This window comes from Cypionkella sp. (assembly GCF_036782355.1).
Taxonomy (GTDB): Bacteria; Pseudomonadota; Alphaproteobacteria; order Rhodobacterales; family Rhodobacteraceae; genus Cypionkella.
In genome coordinates, this window is the sequence record NZ_DAIPZF010000010.1 from 50,333 (window position 1) to 66,177 (window position 15,845).

The 15,845-nt window shown below is 60.7% G+C and carries 16 protein-coding genes and 1 riboswitch; of the genes, 12 read left to right on the forward strand and 4 right to left on the reverse strand.

The genetic code is table 11. The annotated features are described in order from the left end of the window. Positions 1 to 28: 28 nt before the first annotated feature. A riboswitch (SAM-SAH riboswitch) is annotated at positions 29 to 76 on the forward strand. Positions 77 to 83: 7 nt separating this feature from the next. From metK to V7Q10_RS05630, 6 genes are all read left to right on the forward strand, one after another. Then, positions 84 to 1,250: a methionine adenosyltransferase gene (gene metK, locus V7Q10_RS05605; protein WP_333868075.1), complete on the forward strand. Its 1,167-nt coding sequence runs from the start codon at positions 84 to 86 to the stop codon at positions 1,248 to 1,250. Positions 1,251 to 1,385: 135 nt separating this feature from the next. Beyond that, positions 1,386 to 2,087 (forward strand): tRNA (guanine(46)-N(7))-methyltransferase TrmB, encoded by a 702-nt coding sequence (trmB, locus tag V7Q10_RS05610; RefSeq protein WP_333868076.1) that lies wholly within the window; start codon positions 1,386 to 1,388, stop codon positions 2,085 to 2,087. Between the two features lie 141 nt (positions 2,088 to 2,228). Next, positions 2,229 to 3,575 (forward strand): 3-phosphoshikimate 1-carboxyvinyltransferase, encoded by a 1,347-nt coding sequence (gene aroA / locus V7Q10_RS05615; RefSeq protein ID WP_333868077.1) that lies wholly within the window; start codon positions 2,229 to 2,231, stop codon positions 3,573 to 3,575. 73 nt (positions 3,576 to 3,648) lie between these two features. Beyond that, positions 3,649 to 4,308: a hypothetical protein gene (locus tag V7Q10_RS05620; RefSeq protein WP_333868078.1), complete on the forward strand. Its 660-nt coding sequence runs from the start codon at positions 3,649 to 3,651 to the stop codon at positions 4,306 to 4,308. Positions 4,309 to 4,318: 10 nt separating this feature from the next. Next, positions 4,319 to 4,900: a (d)CMP kinase gene (locus tag V7Q10_RS05625; protein ID WP_333868079.1), complete on the forward strand. Its 582-nt coding sequence runs from the start codon at positions 4,319 to 4,321 to the stop codon at positions 4,898 to 4,900. After that, on the forward strand, positions 4,897 to 5,847 hold the full coding sequence (locus V7Q10_RS05630) for a capsular polysaccharide export protein, LipB/KpsS family (protein ID WP_333868080.1): 951 nt from the start codon (positions 4,897 to 4,899) through the stop codon (positions 5,845 to 5,847). Before V7Q10_RS05625 ends, V7Q10_RS05630 begins: the two co-directional genes overlap by 4 nt. Here V7Q10_RS05630 and V7Q10_RS05635 read toward each other — a convergent pair. Beyond that, positions 5,836 to 6,210: a winged helix-turn-helix transcriptional regulator gene (locus tag V7Q10_RS05635; RefSeq protein WP_333868081.1), complete on the reverse strand. Its 375-nt coding sequence runs from the start codon at positions 6,208 to 6,210 to the stop codon at positions 5,836 to 5,838. The genes V7Q10_RS05630 and V7Q10_RS05635 overlap by 12 nt on opposite strands. A 113-nt stretch (positions 6,211 to 6,323) precedes the next feature. On the opposite strand from V7Q10_RS05635, the gene V7Q10_RS05640 reads away from it, so the two are divergent. The 5 genes from V7Q10_RS05640 (at position 6,324) to V7Q10_RS05660 (ending at position 10,393) form a co-directional block, all read left to right on the forward strand. Further along, the gene (locus tag V7Q10_RS05640; RefSeq protein ID WP_333868082.1) at positions 6,324 to 6,956 is read left to right on the forward strand and encodes an NAD(P)H-dependent oxidoreductase; all 633 of its coding nucleotides are present in this window, start codon (positions 6,324 to 6,326) and stop codon (positions 6,954 to 6,956) included. Between the two features lie 224 nt (positions 6,957 to 7,180). Continuing rightward, a complete protein-coding gene (gene rpsA, locus V7Q10_RS05645; protein ID WP_333868117.1) occupies positions 7,181 to 8,842 on the forward strand; it encodes a 30S ribosomal protein S1 in 1,662 nt (553 codons plus the stop codon). Between the two features lie 183 nt (positions 8,843 to 9,025). Beyond that, complete coding sequence (gene ihfB / locus V7Q10_RS05650; protein ID WP_333868083.1) at positions 9,026 to 9,307, forward strand: integration host factor subunit beta; 282 nt, start codon at positions 9,026 to 9,028, stop codon at positions 9,305 to 9,307. Between the two features lie 63 nt (positions 9,308 to 9,370). Further along, positions 9,371 to 9,727 carry a LapA family protein gene (locus V7Q10_RS05655; RefSeq protein WP_333868084.1) on the forward strand — a complete coding sequence of 119 codons (357 nt, stop codon included), beginning with the start codon at positions 9,371 to 9,373 and terminating at the stop codon, positions 9,725 to 9,727. Between the two features lie 3 nt (positions 9,728 to 9,730). Next, complete coding sequence (locus V7Q10_RS05660; protein ID WP_333868085.1) at positions 9,731 to 10,393, forward strand: phosphoribosylanthranilate isomerase; 663 nt, start codon at positions 9,731 to 9,733, stop codon at positions 10,391 to 10,393. Between the two features lie 62 nt (positions 10,394 to 10,455). Here the strand turns inward: V7Q10_RS05660 and V7Q10_RS05665 are convergent, their stop codons facing one another. The 3 genes from V7Q10_RS05665 to ccrA all read right to left on the reverse strand — a co-directional run bounded on the left by V7Q10_RS05665 (position 10,456) and on the right by ccrA (position 13,678). Further along, on the reverse strand, positions 10,456 to 10,692 hold the full coding sequence (locus tag V7Q10_RS05665; protein ID WP_333868086.1) for an Lrp/AsnC family transcriptional regulator: 237 nt from the start codon (positions 10,690 to 10,692) through the stop codon (positions 10,456 to 10,458). Positions 10,693 to 10,755: 63 nt separating this feature from the next. Beyond that, entirely contained in the window at positions 10,756 to 12,312 is a 1,557-nt protein-coding gene (locus V7Q10_RS05670; RefSeq protein ID WP_333868087.1) for an ATP-dependent DNA helicase, read from the reverse strand. A gap of 73 nt (positions 12,313 to 12,385) precedes the next feature. Continuing rightward, positions 12,386 to 13,678 carry a crotonyl-CoA carboxylase/reductase gene (gene ccrA, locus V7Q10_RS05675; RefSeq protein WP_333868088.1) on the reverse strand — a complete coding sequence of 431 codons (1,293 nt, stop codon included), beginning with the start codon at positions 13,676 to 13,678 and terminating at the stop codon, positions 12,386 to 12,388. A 202-nt stretch (positions 13,679 to 13,880) separates the two neighbouring features. Between ccrA and V7Q10_RS05680 the strand changes: the two genes are divergently transcribed. Continuing rightward, on the forward strand, positions 13,881 to 15,839 hold the full coding sequence (locus tag V7Q10_RS05680) for a protein meaA (RefSeq protein WP_333868089.1): 1,959 nt from the start codon (positions 13,881 to 13,883) through the stop codon (positions 15,837 to 15,839). Positions 15,840 to 15,845 lie beyond the last annotated feature (6 nt).

The window sequence follows — 15,845 nt, forward strand, 5'->3', positions numbered from 1 at the left end:
TGCCAAGCTTTGGCACAACAGAAACCTTATTCCCGCACAACGGCTTCCTGGCGTGACGGGTTAACCAATCGGAGCACGTCCCCATGACTCGTAAATCTTATATTTTCACCTCGGAATCTGTTTCCGAGGGCCATCCAGATAAACTTTGTGATCGCGTCTCGGACGCGGTGCTGGATGCGTTTTTGACCCAAGAACCCAATGCCCGCGTCGCCTGTGAAACCTTTGCCACCACGGGCCGCGTTGTCGTCGGCGGCGAGGTCGGACTGGCCGATAAGGCCGCGACCGCCCAGATGATGGAGCAGGTCGAAGGCATCGTGCGCGATTGTGTGCGCGACATCGGCTATGAGCAGGACGAGTTTCATTGGAACACCCTGCAAGTGCAGAATTATCTGCACCCGCAATCGGCCCATATCGCCCAGGGCGTCGACCGGGATGGCGCAGGCGATCAGGGTATTATGTTCGGCTATGCCTGCCGCGAGACGCCCGAGCTGATGCCGGCGCCGATCCAATATTCACACGCTATCCTGCGCCGTCTGGCCGAAGTGCGCAAATCAGGCCAAGAGCCGACGCTGCGGCCAGACGCAAAATCTCAGCTGTCCTTGCGCTATGAAGACGGTGTGCCGGTCGAGGTGACCTCGATCGTGCTCTCGACCCAGCATGCGCTGGAAAGCCAGACCTCGGATGATATTCGCGCCATTGTCGAACCCTATATCCGCGAAGTTCTGCCCTCGGGCTGGATTTCGGAAAAGACCGAATGGTGGGTCAACCCGACCGGCACCTTTGTGATTGGCGGGCCGGATGGCGATGCGGGTCTGACCGGGCGCAAGATTATTGTCGACACCTATGGCGGGGCGGCGCCGCATGGCGGCGGCGCGTTCTCGGGCAAGGATCCGACCAAGGTTGACCGCTCGGCCGCCTATGCGGCGCGCTATCTGGCCAAGAACGTGGTCGCGGCAGGTCTGGCAGATCGCTGCACCTTGCAGGTGTCTTATGCGATTGGGGTGGCAAAGCCCTTGTCGATCTATGTCGATACCCATGGCACCGGCCGCGTTGAGGCCGAAGCGATTGAACGCGCGGTGGCGCAGTGCATGGATCTGACCCCGCGCGGCATCCGCGAGCACCTGGCGCTGACGCGTCCGATCTATGCCCGCACCGCCGCCTATGGCCACTTTGGCCGCGCGCCCGAGGCAGATGGCGGGTTTTCCTGGGAGAAAACCGATCTGATCGAGGCGCTGAAAGCCGCGGTTTGATCTGAAGACAAGGGCGGCTGTGCCGGGCATCGAGCCCGGCACAGCCGCTGCTGCCGCGCGCCCTTAGTGGGGCGGGGGTTGACGCTTTGGCCGCTGCAGGGCAAGAGACCGCAGACCAAACCAGAGGCTTTCGCGATGTATGATCCAGTCGAGCGGCGCAATTTTTATGGCCGCATTCACGGCAAAACCCTGCGTGACAGCCAGAAAACCTATTTGGCCGAAGATCTTGAGGCTTTGAGCCTTAAGGGCGTGACGCGGGAGGACAATCCAGAGCGCACACCGATTGATCTGTCGCGCTTTGAAGGCAAGCCGCTGTGGCTGGAAATCGGCTTTGGCGGCGGCGAGCATTTGGTGCATATGGCCGCGACCTATCCGCAGGTCGGGCTGATTGGCTGCGAGCCTTTTGTGAACGGCATTGCCATGCTTTTGGGCAAAATTCGTGCAGCCGAGGTGAGCAATCTGGCGCTGCACCCAGGTGATGTGCGCGATTTGTTTGACGTTTTGCCCAGCGCTTGTTTGGACAAGGCGTTTTTGAACTATCCCGACCCTTGGCCAAAAGCGCGGCACCATCGCCGCCGTTTTGTCACCCAAGGCTATCTGACAGCGCTTGCTCGGGTGATGAAGCCGCAGGCCGAGTTGCGCATTGCCACCGATATTGCCGATTATGTGCGCCAGAGCTTGGAAGAGGTGCCGCTGGCGGGCTTTGCCCTGCAAGATCAGGGCGATACGCCTTGGGCGGATTGGTATTCGACCCGTTATGAGCAGAAGGCTTTGCGCGAGGGGCGGCCACCCTATTATTTAACCTATCGGCGCAATGGCGGGGCGGGCGAGGTCTGAGGCGGGGCGATTGGCTTTGGGCCTAGGAGCCTCCGGCGGGGATATTTGCGCCAAGATGAAAGCCCAAGCCGCGCGATAGGGGCATAGACCGCGCAGATTGGTTGCGGTATCAGGGCAGCGAATTCTTGCAGGAGACCGATCATGTCTGCCCATGGCACCGCCCAACCGATGACCGCGCATAAATCTGGCCCTTTGACGGGGACGGCCTTGGTGCCCGGTGATAAGTCGATCAGCCACCGGTCGTTGATTTTTGGCGCGATGGCTTTGGGCGAGACCCGGGTAACCGGGCTTTTGGAAGGCCAGGACGTTTTGGACACCGCCAAGGCGATGCAGGCCTTTGGGGCGACGGTGACGCGGCATGGCTTGGGCGATTGGTCGGTGCAGGGGGTGGGCGTTGGCGGCTTTCAAGAGCCTGCCGATGTGATTGACTGCGGCAATTCGGGCACGGGTGTGCGGTTGATCATGGGCACCATGGCGACCTCGGCGATGACGGTGACCTTTACCGGCGATGCGTCTTTGCGCAAGCGGCCGATGGGACGGGTGACCGAGCCTTTGGCGCTGTTTGGCACCGAGGCCTACGGGCGCAAGGGTGGGCGTTTGCCGATGACGGTGGTGGGCGCGGCGCGGCCGAAGCCGGTGCGCTATGCTTTGCCGGTGGCCTCGGCGCAGGTGAAATCGGCGATTTTGCTGGCCGGGTTGAATTGCCCCGGCGAGACGGTGGTGATCGAGCGCGAGCCGACGCGGGATCATTCGGAGCGGATGTTGATCGGCTTTGGCGCCAAGCTGGAGGTCGAGCGCCGCGCGGAGGGGTCGGTGATTACGCTGCAAGGCCAGCCGGACTTGCGCGCGCAAAGCGTGGCGGTGCCGCGCGATCCGTCTTCGGCGGCCTTTCCGGTCTGTGCGGCGCTCTTGGTGGAAGGTTCGGACATTTTTGTGCCGGGCGTCAGCCAGAACCTGACGCGCAACGGGCTTTACATCACCTTGATGGAGATGGGCGCCGAGATTGAGTTTCAGAACCCACGCGAAGAGGGCGGCGAGCCTGTGGCCGATTTGCGGGTGCGGTTTTCGGGGAATATGAAGGGCATTGAGGTGCCGCCAGAGCGTGCGCCTTCGATGATTGACGAATATCCGATCCTGTCGGTGGTGGCGGCCTGTGCCACCGGCAAGACCGTGATGCGCGGCGTGAAAGAGCTGCGCGTCAAGGAATCCGACCGCATTGACGCGATGGCGCGCGGGCTGGAGGCTTGTGGCGTGCGGATCGAGGAAGACGAGGACACGCTGATTGTGCACGGCATGGGCGCGGGCGCGGTTCCGGGTGGGGCGGTTTGCGCCACCCATATCGACCACCGCATTGCGATGTCTTTCCTTGTGCTGGGGCTTGCGTCAAAGCAGCCGGTTTCGGTTGATGATGCCTCGCCGATTGCGACGTCTTTCCCGATTTTCACTGGGCTGATGGCGCAGCTTGGCGCGACCCTGACGCAAGCGTAATCCGCTTTGACCTTGGCGGCGGCGGCGCGGGCCGTTAAGGCTGGGGCAAGACGCAACCGAAAAGGATGACCCGATGGGAACCTATTATATCGCCGTAGAGGCGCATGACCCCGAAGGTCAGAACGCCATGCCCGAGGGCGCCCTTTATGGCGGCGAGGCGCGGTTCTTTGTGCTGATGGCCGATGATCTGGGCGATGCTTTGATGGTTTTGTCCAATTCCATCGTGGTCAACGGGCTGCGCTTGGACCGGATTTTACATGCGGGCGATGTTGAGGCCTTTGACGATGAAATTCTGCCCTTTGAGGTGGATATCGACGAGATGGTCGAGGCGGCGCAATCTTCGGGTGAGATCTGTGTCTCGGAGCCGCATCCGTTTGAACCCGATGCCACCGATGGCACCGGCTCGGGCGTTTTTGCCTGCTGCATTGATGCCTGCGACCCCGAATGGGCCGATGAGGATGAGGGCGCCTATCTGGGCCATTACCAGCTTGCGGTGATGAAGGCGCAGACCGCCACCGAGGCCTTGCAGATGTTGGTGGCAGAGTTCGAGGCCGAGGGTATTATCCTGATCGCCATTGAAGGGCTTGTTGATGCCGAAGCCTTCCCCTTTGACGGCTATGAGTTTGAATTTGAAGAAGAAGATGCTGTCGGCGATGTGCTGGACGATGGCGGTATGATCCTGTCGAACGCCTATGCCTATGGCCCGCAAGAGCCGCAAAAGCTTGACAGCTAAAGGATCGGCGATGCGCTTTACCGTTGCCATTGACGGGCCAGCCGCTGCCGGAAAAGGCACGATCAGCCGTGCGGTGGCTGCCGAATTTGGCTTTGCGCATCTGGACACCGGGCTGTTGTATCGCGCGGTTGGCGCGATGGGCGGCGATCCGATTGCGGCGGCACGGGGCTTGCAACCGCAGGATCTGGCGCGCGACGATCTGCGCAGCATGGCGGCGGGTCAGGCGGCAAGCCGCGTTGCGGTGATCCCCGAGGTGCGCGCGGCCCTGCTGGCGTTTCAGCGCCACTTTGCGCGCAGCGCCGGTGGTGCGGTGTTGGATGGCCGCGACATTGCCACGGTGATCTGCCCCGAGGCCGAGGTGAAGCTGTTTGTCACCGCCAGCCCAGAGGTGCGCGCGCATCGGCGTTGGCTTGAGGTCGGCGGCGATGCGGCACAGGTGCTGGCCGAGGTGATCGAGCGCGATGCGCGTGACATGGGCCGCGCCGATGCGCCGCTGCGCGCGGCCGAGACGGCGGTGATCATCGACACCTCTGCCCTAACCATTCCCGAGGCTATCGCCCGCGCCGTGGCGGTGGTCAAAGCCGCAAGATGACGGCGCGGGTCATCCTGCATATGCCCGAGCGGTTTATCGCGGGCTTTGCCAAGGGAAAGCCGCCGCTGCTTTATGGGCGGATCGTGCAGACGCTTGCGGCGCGCGGGCTGACCGCCGATTTCGCCGCCGATATGCCAAGGGCGGCGGCGCGGGCGCTGCAAGACGGCAATCTGCATGTCATGGAAAATGGCCAGGTGCAGGCACAGGGCTGGCTGAATGCGGCAACGGCCTATCTGGAGGGGTTCTTTCATGTCGACCCCAAGGGCGTGCAGGCGGCCTCGAGCATTGGCGCGCGGGCCTATGAGCCTGCGCTGATTGATGCGGATCAGGCCGCGCGCTATGCCCAAATGCTGCACGCGCGCTTTACCGCGCGCAGGCATTCGCGCTATCGCCAGATGGGGGCCGTCTCGGCGCTGCCCAAGGGGGCGATTGCGGTGTTTTTGCAAGGCCCCGCGCCGATCCGGCAGGGCCAAGCCTTTGCCAGCTTTGAAGAGATGCTGCGCGCGGTTGTGGCGGGGGCAGAAGGGCGTGCGGTATTGGTCAAACCGCATCCGCTGAAACCCGAATTGGGGGCCGAGATCATTGCCACGCTGCAAGCCGAGGGCCATGCGCTGATCGCAACCGAGGCCAATGTGCATGACATTCTGGCCGCCTGTGCGGTCAGCGTCTCGATCAATTCCGCCACCGCGATTGAGGGGTTCTTGCACCAAAAGCCGGCGGTGATCTTTGGCCGGTCGGATTTTCACGCGCTGGTGCAGACCGCGCAAAGCCCTTCCGATTTTCCCCGCGCGCTGCGCGCGGCCCTGCACAGCCCGCCAGACTATGCCAAGGCACTTTACTGGTATTTCGGGCAAAACTGTTTGGATATTCAAGCCGATAGCTTTGACGACCGCCTGATGGCGATCTTTGCGGCGGCGGGGTTTGACGCTGCGCGCCTAGGGGTTTAGCCGCGCATCAAAGGCCGCGCGGGCGCTGTCGATCTGGGCTAGGTTTTCATAGGCCCAGAGCCCCATCACCCTAATCGGCGCAGCAAAAGACGCCCCAAGCGGTGTCAGCGCATATTCCACGCGTGCAGGCAGCGCATCAAAAACCCGGCGCTGCACCATGCCGTCGCGTTCCAGCTCGCGCAATGTCAGGCTTAACATCCGCTGGCTGATGCCCAAATGCCGCTTTAACTCGTTAAAGCGCATCACCCCGACACCATCCAGCGCCAGAATGACCAGAACGCTCCAACTGTCGCCCACCCGCGCCAAAACTGACCGCACTTTGGTGCAGGCAATCGGGCAATCGCCAACGCTGTGATCTTTCATAACGCCTCGCTGAAACCGGTTACAGAGATGTGCCTTCTTGCGGTGGCCAGACTTCAGGCTATATCGCAGGTTACTAATGCATACCACCCTCCTCAATCTGAAAGACCATGAAGATGTTGAACGAAAAGCTGAACTGGCGTTACGCGACCAAAGCGATGGATCCTGCCAAGATCGTGCCGCGCGCCAAGCTGGATGCGATCTTGCAGGCGATCAACCTTGCGCCCACCTCCAGCGGCTTGCAGCCCTTTGAAGTGTTTGTCGTGACCAATGCCGAAATTCGCGCCAAAATCCGCGATGCGGCTTGGAACCAAGCGCAGATCACCGACAGCACCTATCTGTTGGTCTTTGCAGCATGGGACAATTACACCGCCGAGCGTATCGACGCCGTGGTCAACCAAACCCACGCTGAGCGCGGCACGCCGATGGAAATGCTGAACGCCTATTACGACAACCTGAAGGCCAGCTATCTGCCACGCGCAGCTGAAGTGAACTATGATCACGCCGCCCGCCAAGCCTATATCGCGCTGGGTGTCGGTCTGGTTGCGGCCGCCTTTGAAGAGGTGGACGCCACCCCGATGGAAGGCTTTAACCCTGACGCCGTTGACGAAATCCTTGGCCTGCGTGCCAAGGGCCTGCGCTCGGTTAGCCTGATGCCTTTGGGCTACCGCGCGGCCGAAGGCGATTGGTTGAACGGTGCGAAAAAAGTCCGCAAGCCGATGTCCGAGCTTGTGACAGAAATCGCCTGATCTTAGGCAAAACGCCCCAGACAGCGGCCCTCTGCACAGGGGGCCGTTTGTCATTCGCGCGGACCAACCATTGCTTGCAAATCGCCAGCTTTCGCGTTAGGGACGCGCAAGATTGGGTCTGGCCTTGCCACGGCCCCGTTTTTAATTTCGAGCAAGACCGGCGGAGCCAACCGCATGGCCAGTGACAAAGATGAAAAGGACCAAACTGCATGTCTATGAACGCTATGGAAGAATTTGAAGCCCTCTTGAAAGAGAGCTTCGAGATTGACACCCCCGAAGAGGGTACTGTTGTCAAAGGTAAGGTTATCGCGATTGAAGCGGGCCAAGCCATTATCGACGTCGGCTACAAGATGGAAGGCCGCATCGATCTTAAAGAATTTGCCAACCCAGGCGAGCTGCCAAACATCAACGTCGGCGACACTGTTGAAGTGTATCTGGACCGCGTTGAGAACGCTCGTGGCGAAGCTCAAATCTCGCGCGAGAAAGCTCGCCGCGAAGAAGCTTGGGACCGTCTGGAAAAGGCCTATGCCTCCGAGACCCGCGTCGATGGCGCGATCTTTGGTCGTGTCAAAGGCGGCTTTACCGTGGATCTGGGCGGCGCTGTTGCCTTCCTTCCTGGCAGCCAAGTCGACGTGCGCCCTGTGCGCGACGCAGGCCCGCTGATGGGCATGAAGCAGCCATTCCAAATCCTGAAAATGGACCGTCGTCGTGGCAACATCGTTGTTTCGCGTCGTGCGATCCTTGAAGAAAGCCGTGCCGAGCAGCGCGCCGAAGTTATCGGCAACCTGACCGAAGGCCAAACCGTTGACGGCGTCGTCAAGAACATCACCGAATACGGTGCGTTTGTTGACTTGGGCGGCGTAGATGGCTTGCTGCACGTCACCGACATGGCATGGCGCCGTGTGAACCACCCGTCGGAAATTCTTGCCATCGGCGAGACCGTCAAGGTTCAGGTCATCAAGATCAACAAAGACACTCACCGCATCAGCCTTGGCATGAAGCAGTTGCAGTCCGACCCATGGGATGCCGTTGAAAAACTGTATGCTCTGGGCACCGTGCACAAGGGCCGTGTCACCAACATCACCGATTACGGCGCCTTTGTAGAGCTGGAAGCCGGTGTTGAAGGTCTGGTTCACGTTTCGGAAATGTCCTGGACCAAAAAGAACGTCCACCCCGGCAAAATCGTTTCGACCAGCCAAGAAGTGGAAGTTATGGTTCTGGAAATCGACAGCACCAAGCGTCGCGTTTCCTTGGGCCTTAAGCAGACCCAGCGTAACCCATGGGAAGTCTTTGCCGAGACCCATCCAGTGGGCACCAATATCGAAGGCGAAGTTAAGAACATCACCGAATTCGGTCTGTTCGTTGGCCTTGATAACGACATCGACGGCATGGTTCACCTGTCCGACCTGTCGTGGGACCAGCGCGGCGAAGAAGCCATTGCAAACTATCGCAAGGGCGACACCGTCACGGCGTCTGTTACCGAAGTTGACGTCGAAAAAGAGCGTATCTCGCTCTCGATCAAAGCTTTGGGCGAAGACACCTTCACCGATGCTGTTGATGGCGTGAAGCGTGGCGGTATCATCACCGTCGTCGTCACCGCGATCGAAGAAGGCGGCGTAGAAGTGGAATACAACGGCGCCAAGTCGTTCATCCGCCGTTCGGACCTGTCGCGCGACCGCGCTGACCAGCGTCCCGAGCGTTTCAACGTCGGCGACAAGATCGACGTGCGCGTCACCAACATTGATCCAAAGACCCGCCGCATGGGTCTGTCGATCAAGGCACGCGAGATCGCTGAAGAGAAAGAAGCTGTCGAGCAGTATGGCTCGTCCGATTCGGGCGCAAGCCTGGGCGACATCCTTGGCGCTGCTCTGAAGGGCGACAAGTAAGCCTTCCGCTGTTCGCGGTAACAAAAAGGGGCCCCGTTTCACGACGGGACCCTTTGCTTTGGCGGGCTTAGGTCTTAATTTTGTTTGTGCGATGGAAAATTATCCCTATAGTCCAAAGGCAACAGCGTGGAACGGCCCAGAATCCCGCGAATTGGGACGGGGACCACTAGGGGGAATTTGCGGATGATCCGATCTGAATTGATCCAAAAAATTGCGGATGAAAATCCGCACCTGACGCAGCGCCATGTCGAACGCATCGTCAACACCGTGTTTGAAGAAATCATTGATGCTTTGGCCAAGGGTGACCGCGTAGAATTGCGCGGCTTTGGGGCGTTTTCGGTCAAGGCGCGCGATGCGCGGATCGGGCGCAACCCGCGCACGGGCGAAGCGGTTCAGGTGGAAGATAAAAAGGTGCCGTTCTTTAAAACCGGCAAACTGCTGCGCGATCGGCTGAACGGCAAGTAACGGGGCTTGCCACGGCGCGCCCCTGCCCCGATATTGGTGGGGCAGCATAAAAAGGGCGGGCCCATGCTTCGATATTTGCGCTATCTTGTCTTGGCTGTGATTGCCGTGGTTTTGGTGACGATGGCCTTGGCCAATCGTAATCTGGTTCTGATAAAACTGATGCCGGATGATCTGGCCGCGATGCTGGGGCGCAATTTTCAGATCGAGTTACCGCTATTTCTGGTGATGTTTGGTGGCATCGTTAGCGGCGTCCTGATCGGTTTTATCTGGGAATGGGCGCGCGAACACAAACACCGCCGCACCGCCAAGGGCGCAAGTAAGCAGGTCAGCCGACTTGAACGCGAATTGGCCGCGATGCGCGACGCCACCTCGCTACCGCAAGACGATGTCTTGGCGCTGCTTGATAAGCCGAAAGCCTGAACCTTGGTCGATATTCGCGTCAAAATCTGCGGGCTGCGCACAGTGGCCGATGTCGAGGCCGTGGCCAAGGCGGGGGCGGCCTATATGGGGTTGGTATTTTACCCCAAAAGCCCGCGCAACCTAAGCCTGCCCGAGGCGCGGGCGCTGGCGCTTGCGGCCCCACTTGGGCTGGCAAAGGTGGCGCTGGTGGTCAATGCCGATAACGCGGCTTTGGATGCGATTACCGAGGCGATGCCGCTGGATATGCTGCAACTGCATGGCCATGAGAGCCCCAAGCGGGTGGCAGAGGTGCGCGCGCGCTATGGCCTGCCGGTGATGAAGGCCATCGGCGTTGCCGATGAGGGCGATCTGGCGGATTTGATGGAGTATTCTTTGGTTGCCGATCAACTGCTGATTGACGCCAAACCGCCGAAAGACCACGCCCTGCCCGGCGGCAATGGCCTGAGCTTTGACTGGCGGCTGGTGGCGCAGCGGCGCTGGTTGCGGCCTTGGATGCTGGCGGGGGGATTGACGGCGGCCAATGTCGCCGAGGCGATCCGACTGACCAATGCGCGGCAGGTGGATCTGTCCTCGGGGGTGGAAACCGCGCCGGGGGTGAAGGATGCCGGCATGATCCGTGAGTTTATGGCGGCGGTGGCGCAAGACGGTCCGCCTATACTGCGCTGAAGCGCTGGGGTCAGGCGGGATTATGCCTCCGGCGGGGATATTTTTGCCAAGATGAAAGCGGATCAGAAGGCTTTGAAGGTCATCGTGGTCAGGGTGCGGACGATGCCGTCGATGTCGAAGAGTTTTTCTGACAGGTAATGGCCGACGTCTGAGCCATCGGGGATGTAGATTTTCGCGATCAGGTCGTATTCGCCGCTGGTCGAATAGAGTTCCGAGACCACTTCGCGGTCGTAGATTGCGGTGGCGACCTGATAGGTTTTGCCGGGGGTGCAGCGGAATTGGACGAATACGCAGATCATTTTGGCCTCACGTGGGGTTTTTGTCAGCCTAGCGCTTTGTGGGCGGCTGTCTAGGGATCAGGGTCAGCTTGGCTCTTGGCTTTGCAAGGTCAGCGGCACCGAGAGCGGTTTGAGATCGGCGACGCTGAGCCCTGCGACGGGGCGGGCAAGCCGGTTGCGCACCACCCACATCAGCCGGTTCTCGGCCCGGGTGATGGCGACATAGGCCAAGCGTTTCCACAGCGGCACGCCGGCTTCGGAGCGGCCTGCCATGGCGGCGGCGTAAAGATCGGGCGCGAAGACCTGCACGGTTTCCCATTGGCTGCCTTGGGCTTTGTGAATGGTGACGGCGGCGCCATGCAGAAAGGCGGCTCCCATGGTGGCGGCCGAAGGGATGAAGGGTTCGTCTTCATCCGGGCGTTCGATCTTAATGATCGAGGCGGCAGAGACCTGCGGATCTTCGGCACCGACAACATGGATTTTGGCAAAGCCTGGCCTGCTGCCGGGGCCAAGGTAGATGACTTGTGCGCCTTTGATCAGGCCGCGGGCTTCGAGATCAATGCGTTTTTTGCGATGCTTGAGCGGCAGTTCGATGCCGTCACAGACCAGCGGCTCGCCTGCCAGCAACTCATCATCCGGCGCGCCATGGGCGGCACGAAAGGCGGTGATCAGGCGGATGCGGGTGGCATTGCGCCAGACCAGCACCGGCGAGCGCGCCATCAGATCGGCATCGACGCGTTCGGCCCAGACAACGCGGTCGTCTTTGCGCGCAGCCGTTTCCACCATACGCTCGAAGTCTTCGAAGCCAAGCGCGGGATCAGCCAGCGCATGGGCGAGATCGAGGATCGGGTTGTCTTGTTCTTGGCGGTGAATGCGGCTGAGGGTGAGCTTGCGCCCCTCGCCCAGCCGGTCAAACACCATTTCGCCCGAGAGGCCAACCGGGGCGAGCTGTGCGGGGTCGCCAAAGAGCACAAGCGTCGGAAAAATCTCGCGCAGATCGGTCAGCGCACGTTCATCCAGCATCGAGGATTCGTCGACAAAGCCGATATCAAGCGGTTCTTCGCGCCGCTTCCAGCCCTTGATGAAATCAGAGCCGCGCAGACCAGCGGCGGCCAGCGCACCCGGCACTGAGGCGACGGTTTGATAAAACGCATGCGCACGGTCAAGGGCGAGTTCGGTCAGGCCTTCGATCACCGGGCGATTGCCCTGCCCTGTCAGCCATTCGGCGATCTTTTCATACTGCGGATCATAGACCGGCGTGTAGAGAATGCGGTGAATGGTGGTGGCGGGCACGCCGCGCATCCGCAGCACCGAGGCTGCCTTATTGGTGGGGGCCAAAATCGCCAAGGTACGGCGATCTTTGCGCTTTTTCGGCTCGTAATCGCCCGAGACCAGATCAACACCCGTGGCCGCCAGCGCCTTATAGAGGCTGGCGAGCAGCATGGTTTTGCCCGACCCCGCTTTGCCGACCACCGCCAGAACCGAAGCCTTGGCTTCGGACATCGGCGAAAGGCTGGCATTGGCCAGATCAATGCCCGCGGCAAAAAGCTCGGCTGCGACGCGATCATAGGCCTCGGCCTGATCCTCGGAGAAGACCAGAGCGGGGGCTTGAGTGGCGGCGGGGGCGAGGCTTTGGGTCATGGCGCGACCATAGGCGAAGTGCGGCGCAAGGGCCAGAGCCCGCAAGCGGGGAGCAGATCGCCCCCCGCTGCGCTTAGCGGTTCAGGCTTGCGTCCAGCGTGTCTTCGAAGGTGCGCAGGCCTGTGCGCGGGGCCTGCACCAGCACTGCCATATTGCCGGGCTTATGCTTGTTCTGGCGCATCAGCATATGGGCGGCGGGGATTTCGGCCCAAGGGAAGACCTCGGACATATAGGGGTCGATCCGGCGCTCGATCATCAGTTTGTTGGCGGCAGAGGCCTGTTTCAAATGCGCGAAATGGCTGCCTTGAAGGCGCTTTTGGTGCATCCACATATAGCGGACGTCAAAGGTGCAGTTAAAGCCAGAGGTGCCGGCACAGATCACCACCATGCCGCCCTTTTTGCACACCAGCGAAGAGACCGGAAAGGTCGCCTCGCCGGGATGTTCAAACACCATATCGACGTTGACGCCCTTGCCAGTGATATCCCAGATCGCCTTGCCAAAGCGGCGAGCCTCTTTCAGCCAAGCGTTATATTCGGGGGTGTTGACGGTGGGCATTTGGCCCCAGCAGTTGAAATCTTTGCGGTTGATCACGCCCTTTGCGCCCAAGGCCATCACGAAATCGCGTTTGTCCTCTTCGGAAATCACCCCGATGGCATTGCCGCCTGCGGTGTTGATCAGCTGGATCGCATAAGAGCCAAGCCCGCCCGAGGCGCCCCAGACCAGCACGTTTTGCCCCGGTTTCAGATCATGCGGTTCATGGCCGAACAGCATGCGGTAGGCGGTGGCAAGCGTCAGGGTATAGCAGGCACTTTCCTCCCAGGTCAGATGGCGCGGGCGCGGCATCAGCTGTTGCGCCTGCACGCGGGTGAATTGCGAGAAAGACCCGTCTGGCGTCTCGTAGCCCCAGATCCGCTGGCTGGGCGAGAACATCGGATCGCCGCCGTTGCATTCCTCATCGTCGCCATCGTCTTGGTTGCAATGCACCACGACCTCGTCGCCGACCTTCCAGCGTTTGACCTTATCGCCCACAGCCCAAACAATGCCCGCGGCATCCGAGCCTGCAATGTGATAGGGCTGTTTGTGGCCGTCAAAGGGGCTGATCGGCACGCCAAGTGCCGCCCAGACGCCGTTGTAATTCACCCCGGCGGCCATCACCAAGACCAAGACCTCGTTGCTGTCGATCGCCCAAGTGTCCACCACTTCGACCTGCATCGCGGTATCGGGTTCGCCGTGACGGTCTTGACGGATCGCCCAAGCATACATTTTGGCCGGCACATGGCCCAGAGGCGGCATCTCGCCGACCTCGTAAAGGTCTTTCACCGCAGCCTCATAGGGGGTGATTGCCGAAGCGGTATCCAAAGCCATTGCTGCCTCCATCTTCATGCCGCGCCGCAGAATCGGCCGGGTTAGAGGATAGATAGAAGGTGTTCGCGCAACAATGCAATAGTTTAATTGCCATATTTTGTAATTTTATGTCCGCCGCATCGCAGCGAATTGACACTTGCCAATTGTTGCGCTTAGTGGTGCAGTAACGAAACAATGTTACCTTTCAGCGCCCGAGGCCCAAATGACCGTCAGCAAAGACAAACCTTGGCTTTTCCGCACCTATGCGGGCCATTCCACTGCGGCGGCCTCGAATGCGCTATATCGCAGCAATCTGGCCAAGGGGCAGACCGGGCTTTCGGTGGCCTTTGATCTGCCCACGCAGACCGGATATGATTCTGATCACATCCTTGCGCAGGGCGAGGTTGGCAAAGTCGGCGTGCCGGTCAGTCACTTGGGCGATATGCGGGCGCTGTTTGACGGCATTCCGCTGGACCAGATGAACACCTCGATGACGATCAATGCCACAGCGCCTTGGCTGCTGGCGCTTTATATCGCGGTGGCCGAGGAACAAGGCGCAGATGTGTCAGCCCTGCAAGGCACGGTGCAAAACGATATCATCAAGGAATATCTGTCGCGCGGCACCTATATTTGCCCGCCCGCGCCCAGCCTGCGGATGATCACCGATGTCGCCGCCTATACCCAAAGCCATTTGCCAAAATGGAACCCGATGAACGTCTGTTCCTATCATCTGCAAGAGGCAGGGGCGACGCCAGAACAGGAACTTGCCTTTGCGCTGGCCACGGCCTGCGCGGTGCTGGACGATCTGCGCGGCAAAGTCTCGGCGGCGGATTTTCCCAATATGGTTGGGCGGATTTCGTTTTTCGTCAACGCAGGCATCCGCTTTGTCACCGAGCTGTGCAAGATGCGCGCCTTTGTCGAGCTGTGGGACGAGATCTGCGAAAGCCGCTACGGCATCACCGAGGCGAAATATCGCCGCTTTCGCTATGGGGTGCAGGTCAATTCGCTGGGGCTGACCGAACAGCAGCCTGAAAACAACGTCTATCGGATCTTGATCGAAATGCTGGCGGTGACGCTGTCGAAAAACGCCCGCGCGCGCGCGGTGCAGCTGCCGGCCTGGAACGAAGCGCTTGGCCTGCCGCGGCCTTGGGATCAGCAATGGTCGCTGCGGATGCAGCAGATCTTGGCCTATGAAACCGACCTGTTGGAATATGACGATCTGTTTGACGGCAACCCCGCGATCGAGCGCAAGGTCACGACGCTGAAAACAGGCGCTTTGGCGGAACTGGCGCAGATTGACGCGATGGGCGGCGCGGTTGCGGCGATTGACTATATGAAGGGCCGGCTGGTCGAGGCCAATGCCGAGCGCATCGCCAAGATTGAAAGCAAAGAGACCACGGTTGTGGGGGTGAATGCTTGGGTGCAGACCACGCCAAGCCCGCTGACCGCAGGCGATGGCGCGATCATGCAGGCCGATCCTGCGGCAGAGGCCGATCAGATCGCAAGATTGCAGGCCTGGCGACAGGGGCGCAGCGCCGCAGCCATCGAGGCTGCGCTCGCCGCGCTGCGCAGCGCCGCGCAGGGGAGCGCCAATATCATGCCGGCCTCGATTGCGGCGGCCAAGGCGGGGGTGACCACCGGCGAATGGGCCGCTGTGCTGCGCGAAGCCTTTGGCGAATACCGCGCGCCCACCGGCGTGTCGCGCAGCCCGTCCAACCGCACTGAAGGGTTAGAGCCGATCCGCGAGGCGGTGCAGGCGGTCTCGGCCAAACTGGGGCGGCCGCTGAAGTTTCTGGTCGGCAAGCCGGGGCTGGATGGCCATTCCAACGGCGCCGAACAAATCGCTGCGCGCGCGCGCGATTGCGGCATGGAGATCCATTATGAGGGCATCCGCCTGACCCCCGCCGAGATCGTCAGCGCAGCCATCGCCCAAAAGGCGCATGTGGTGGGGTTGTCGATCCTGTCGGGCAGTCACATCGCCCTGATCCGCGATGTGCTGACGCGGATGAGGGCCGAGGGGCTGGATCTGCCCTTGGTGGTGGGTGGCATCATCCCAGAGGAAGACGCCACCGCTCTGCGCGCAATGGGGGTGGCGGCGGTCTATACGCCCAAGGATTTCGAGCTGAACCGCATCATGATGGATATCGTGACGCTGGCCGACCCGAACCCTTCTGCCGCCTAAGCCCGA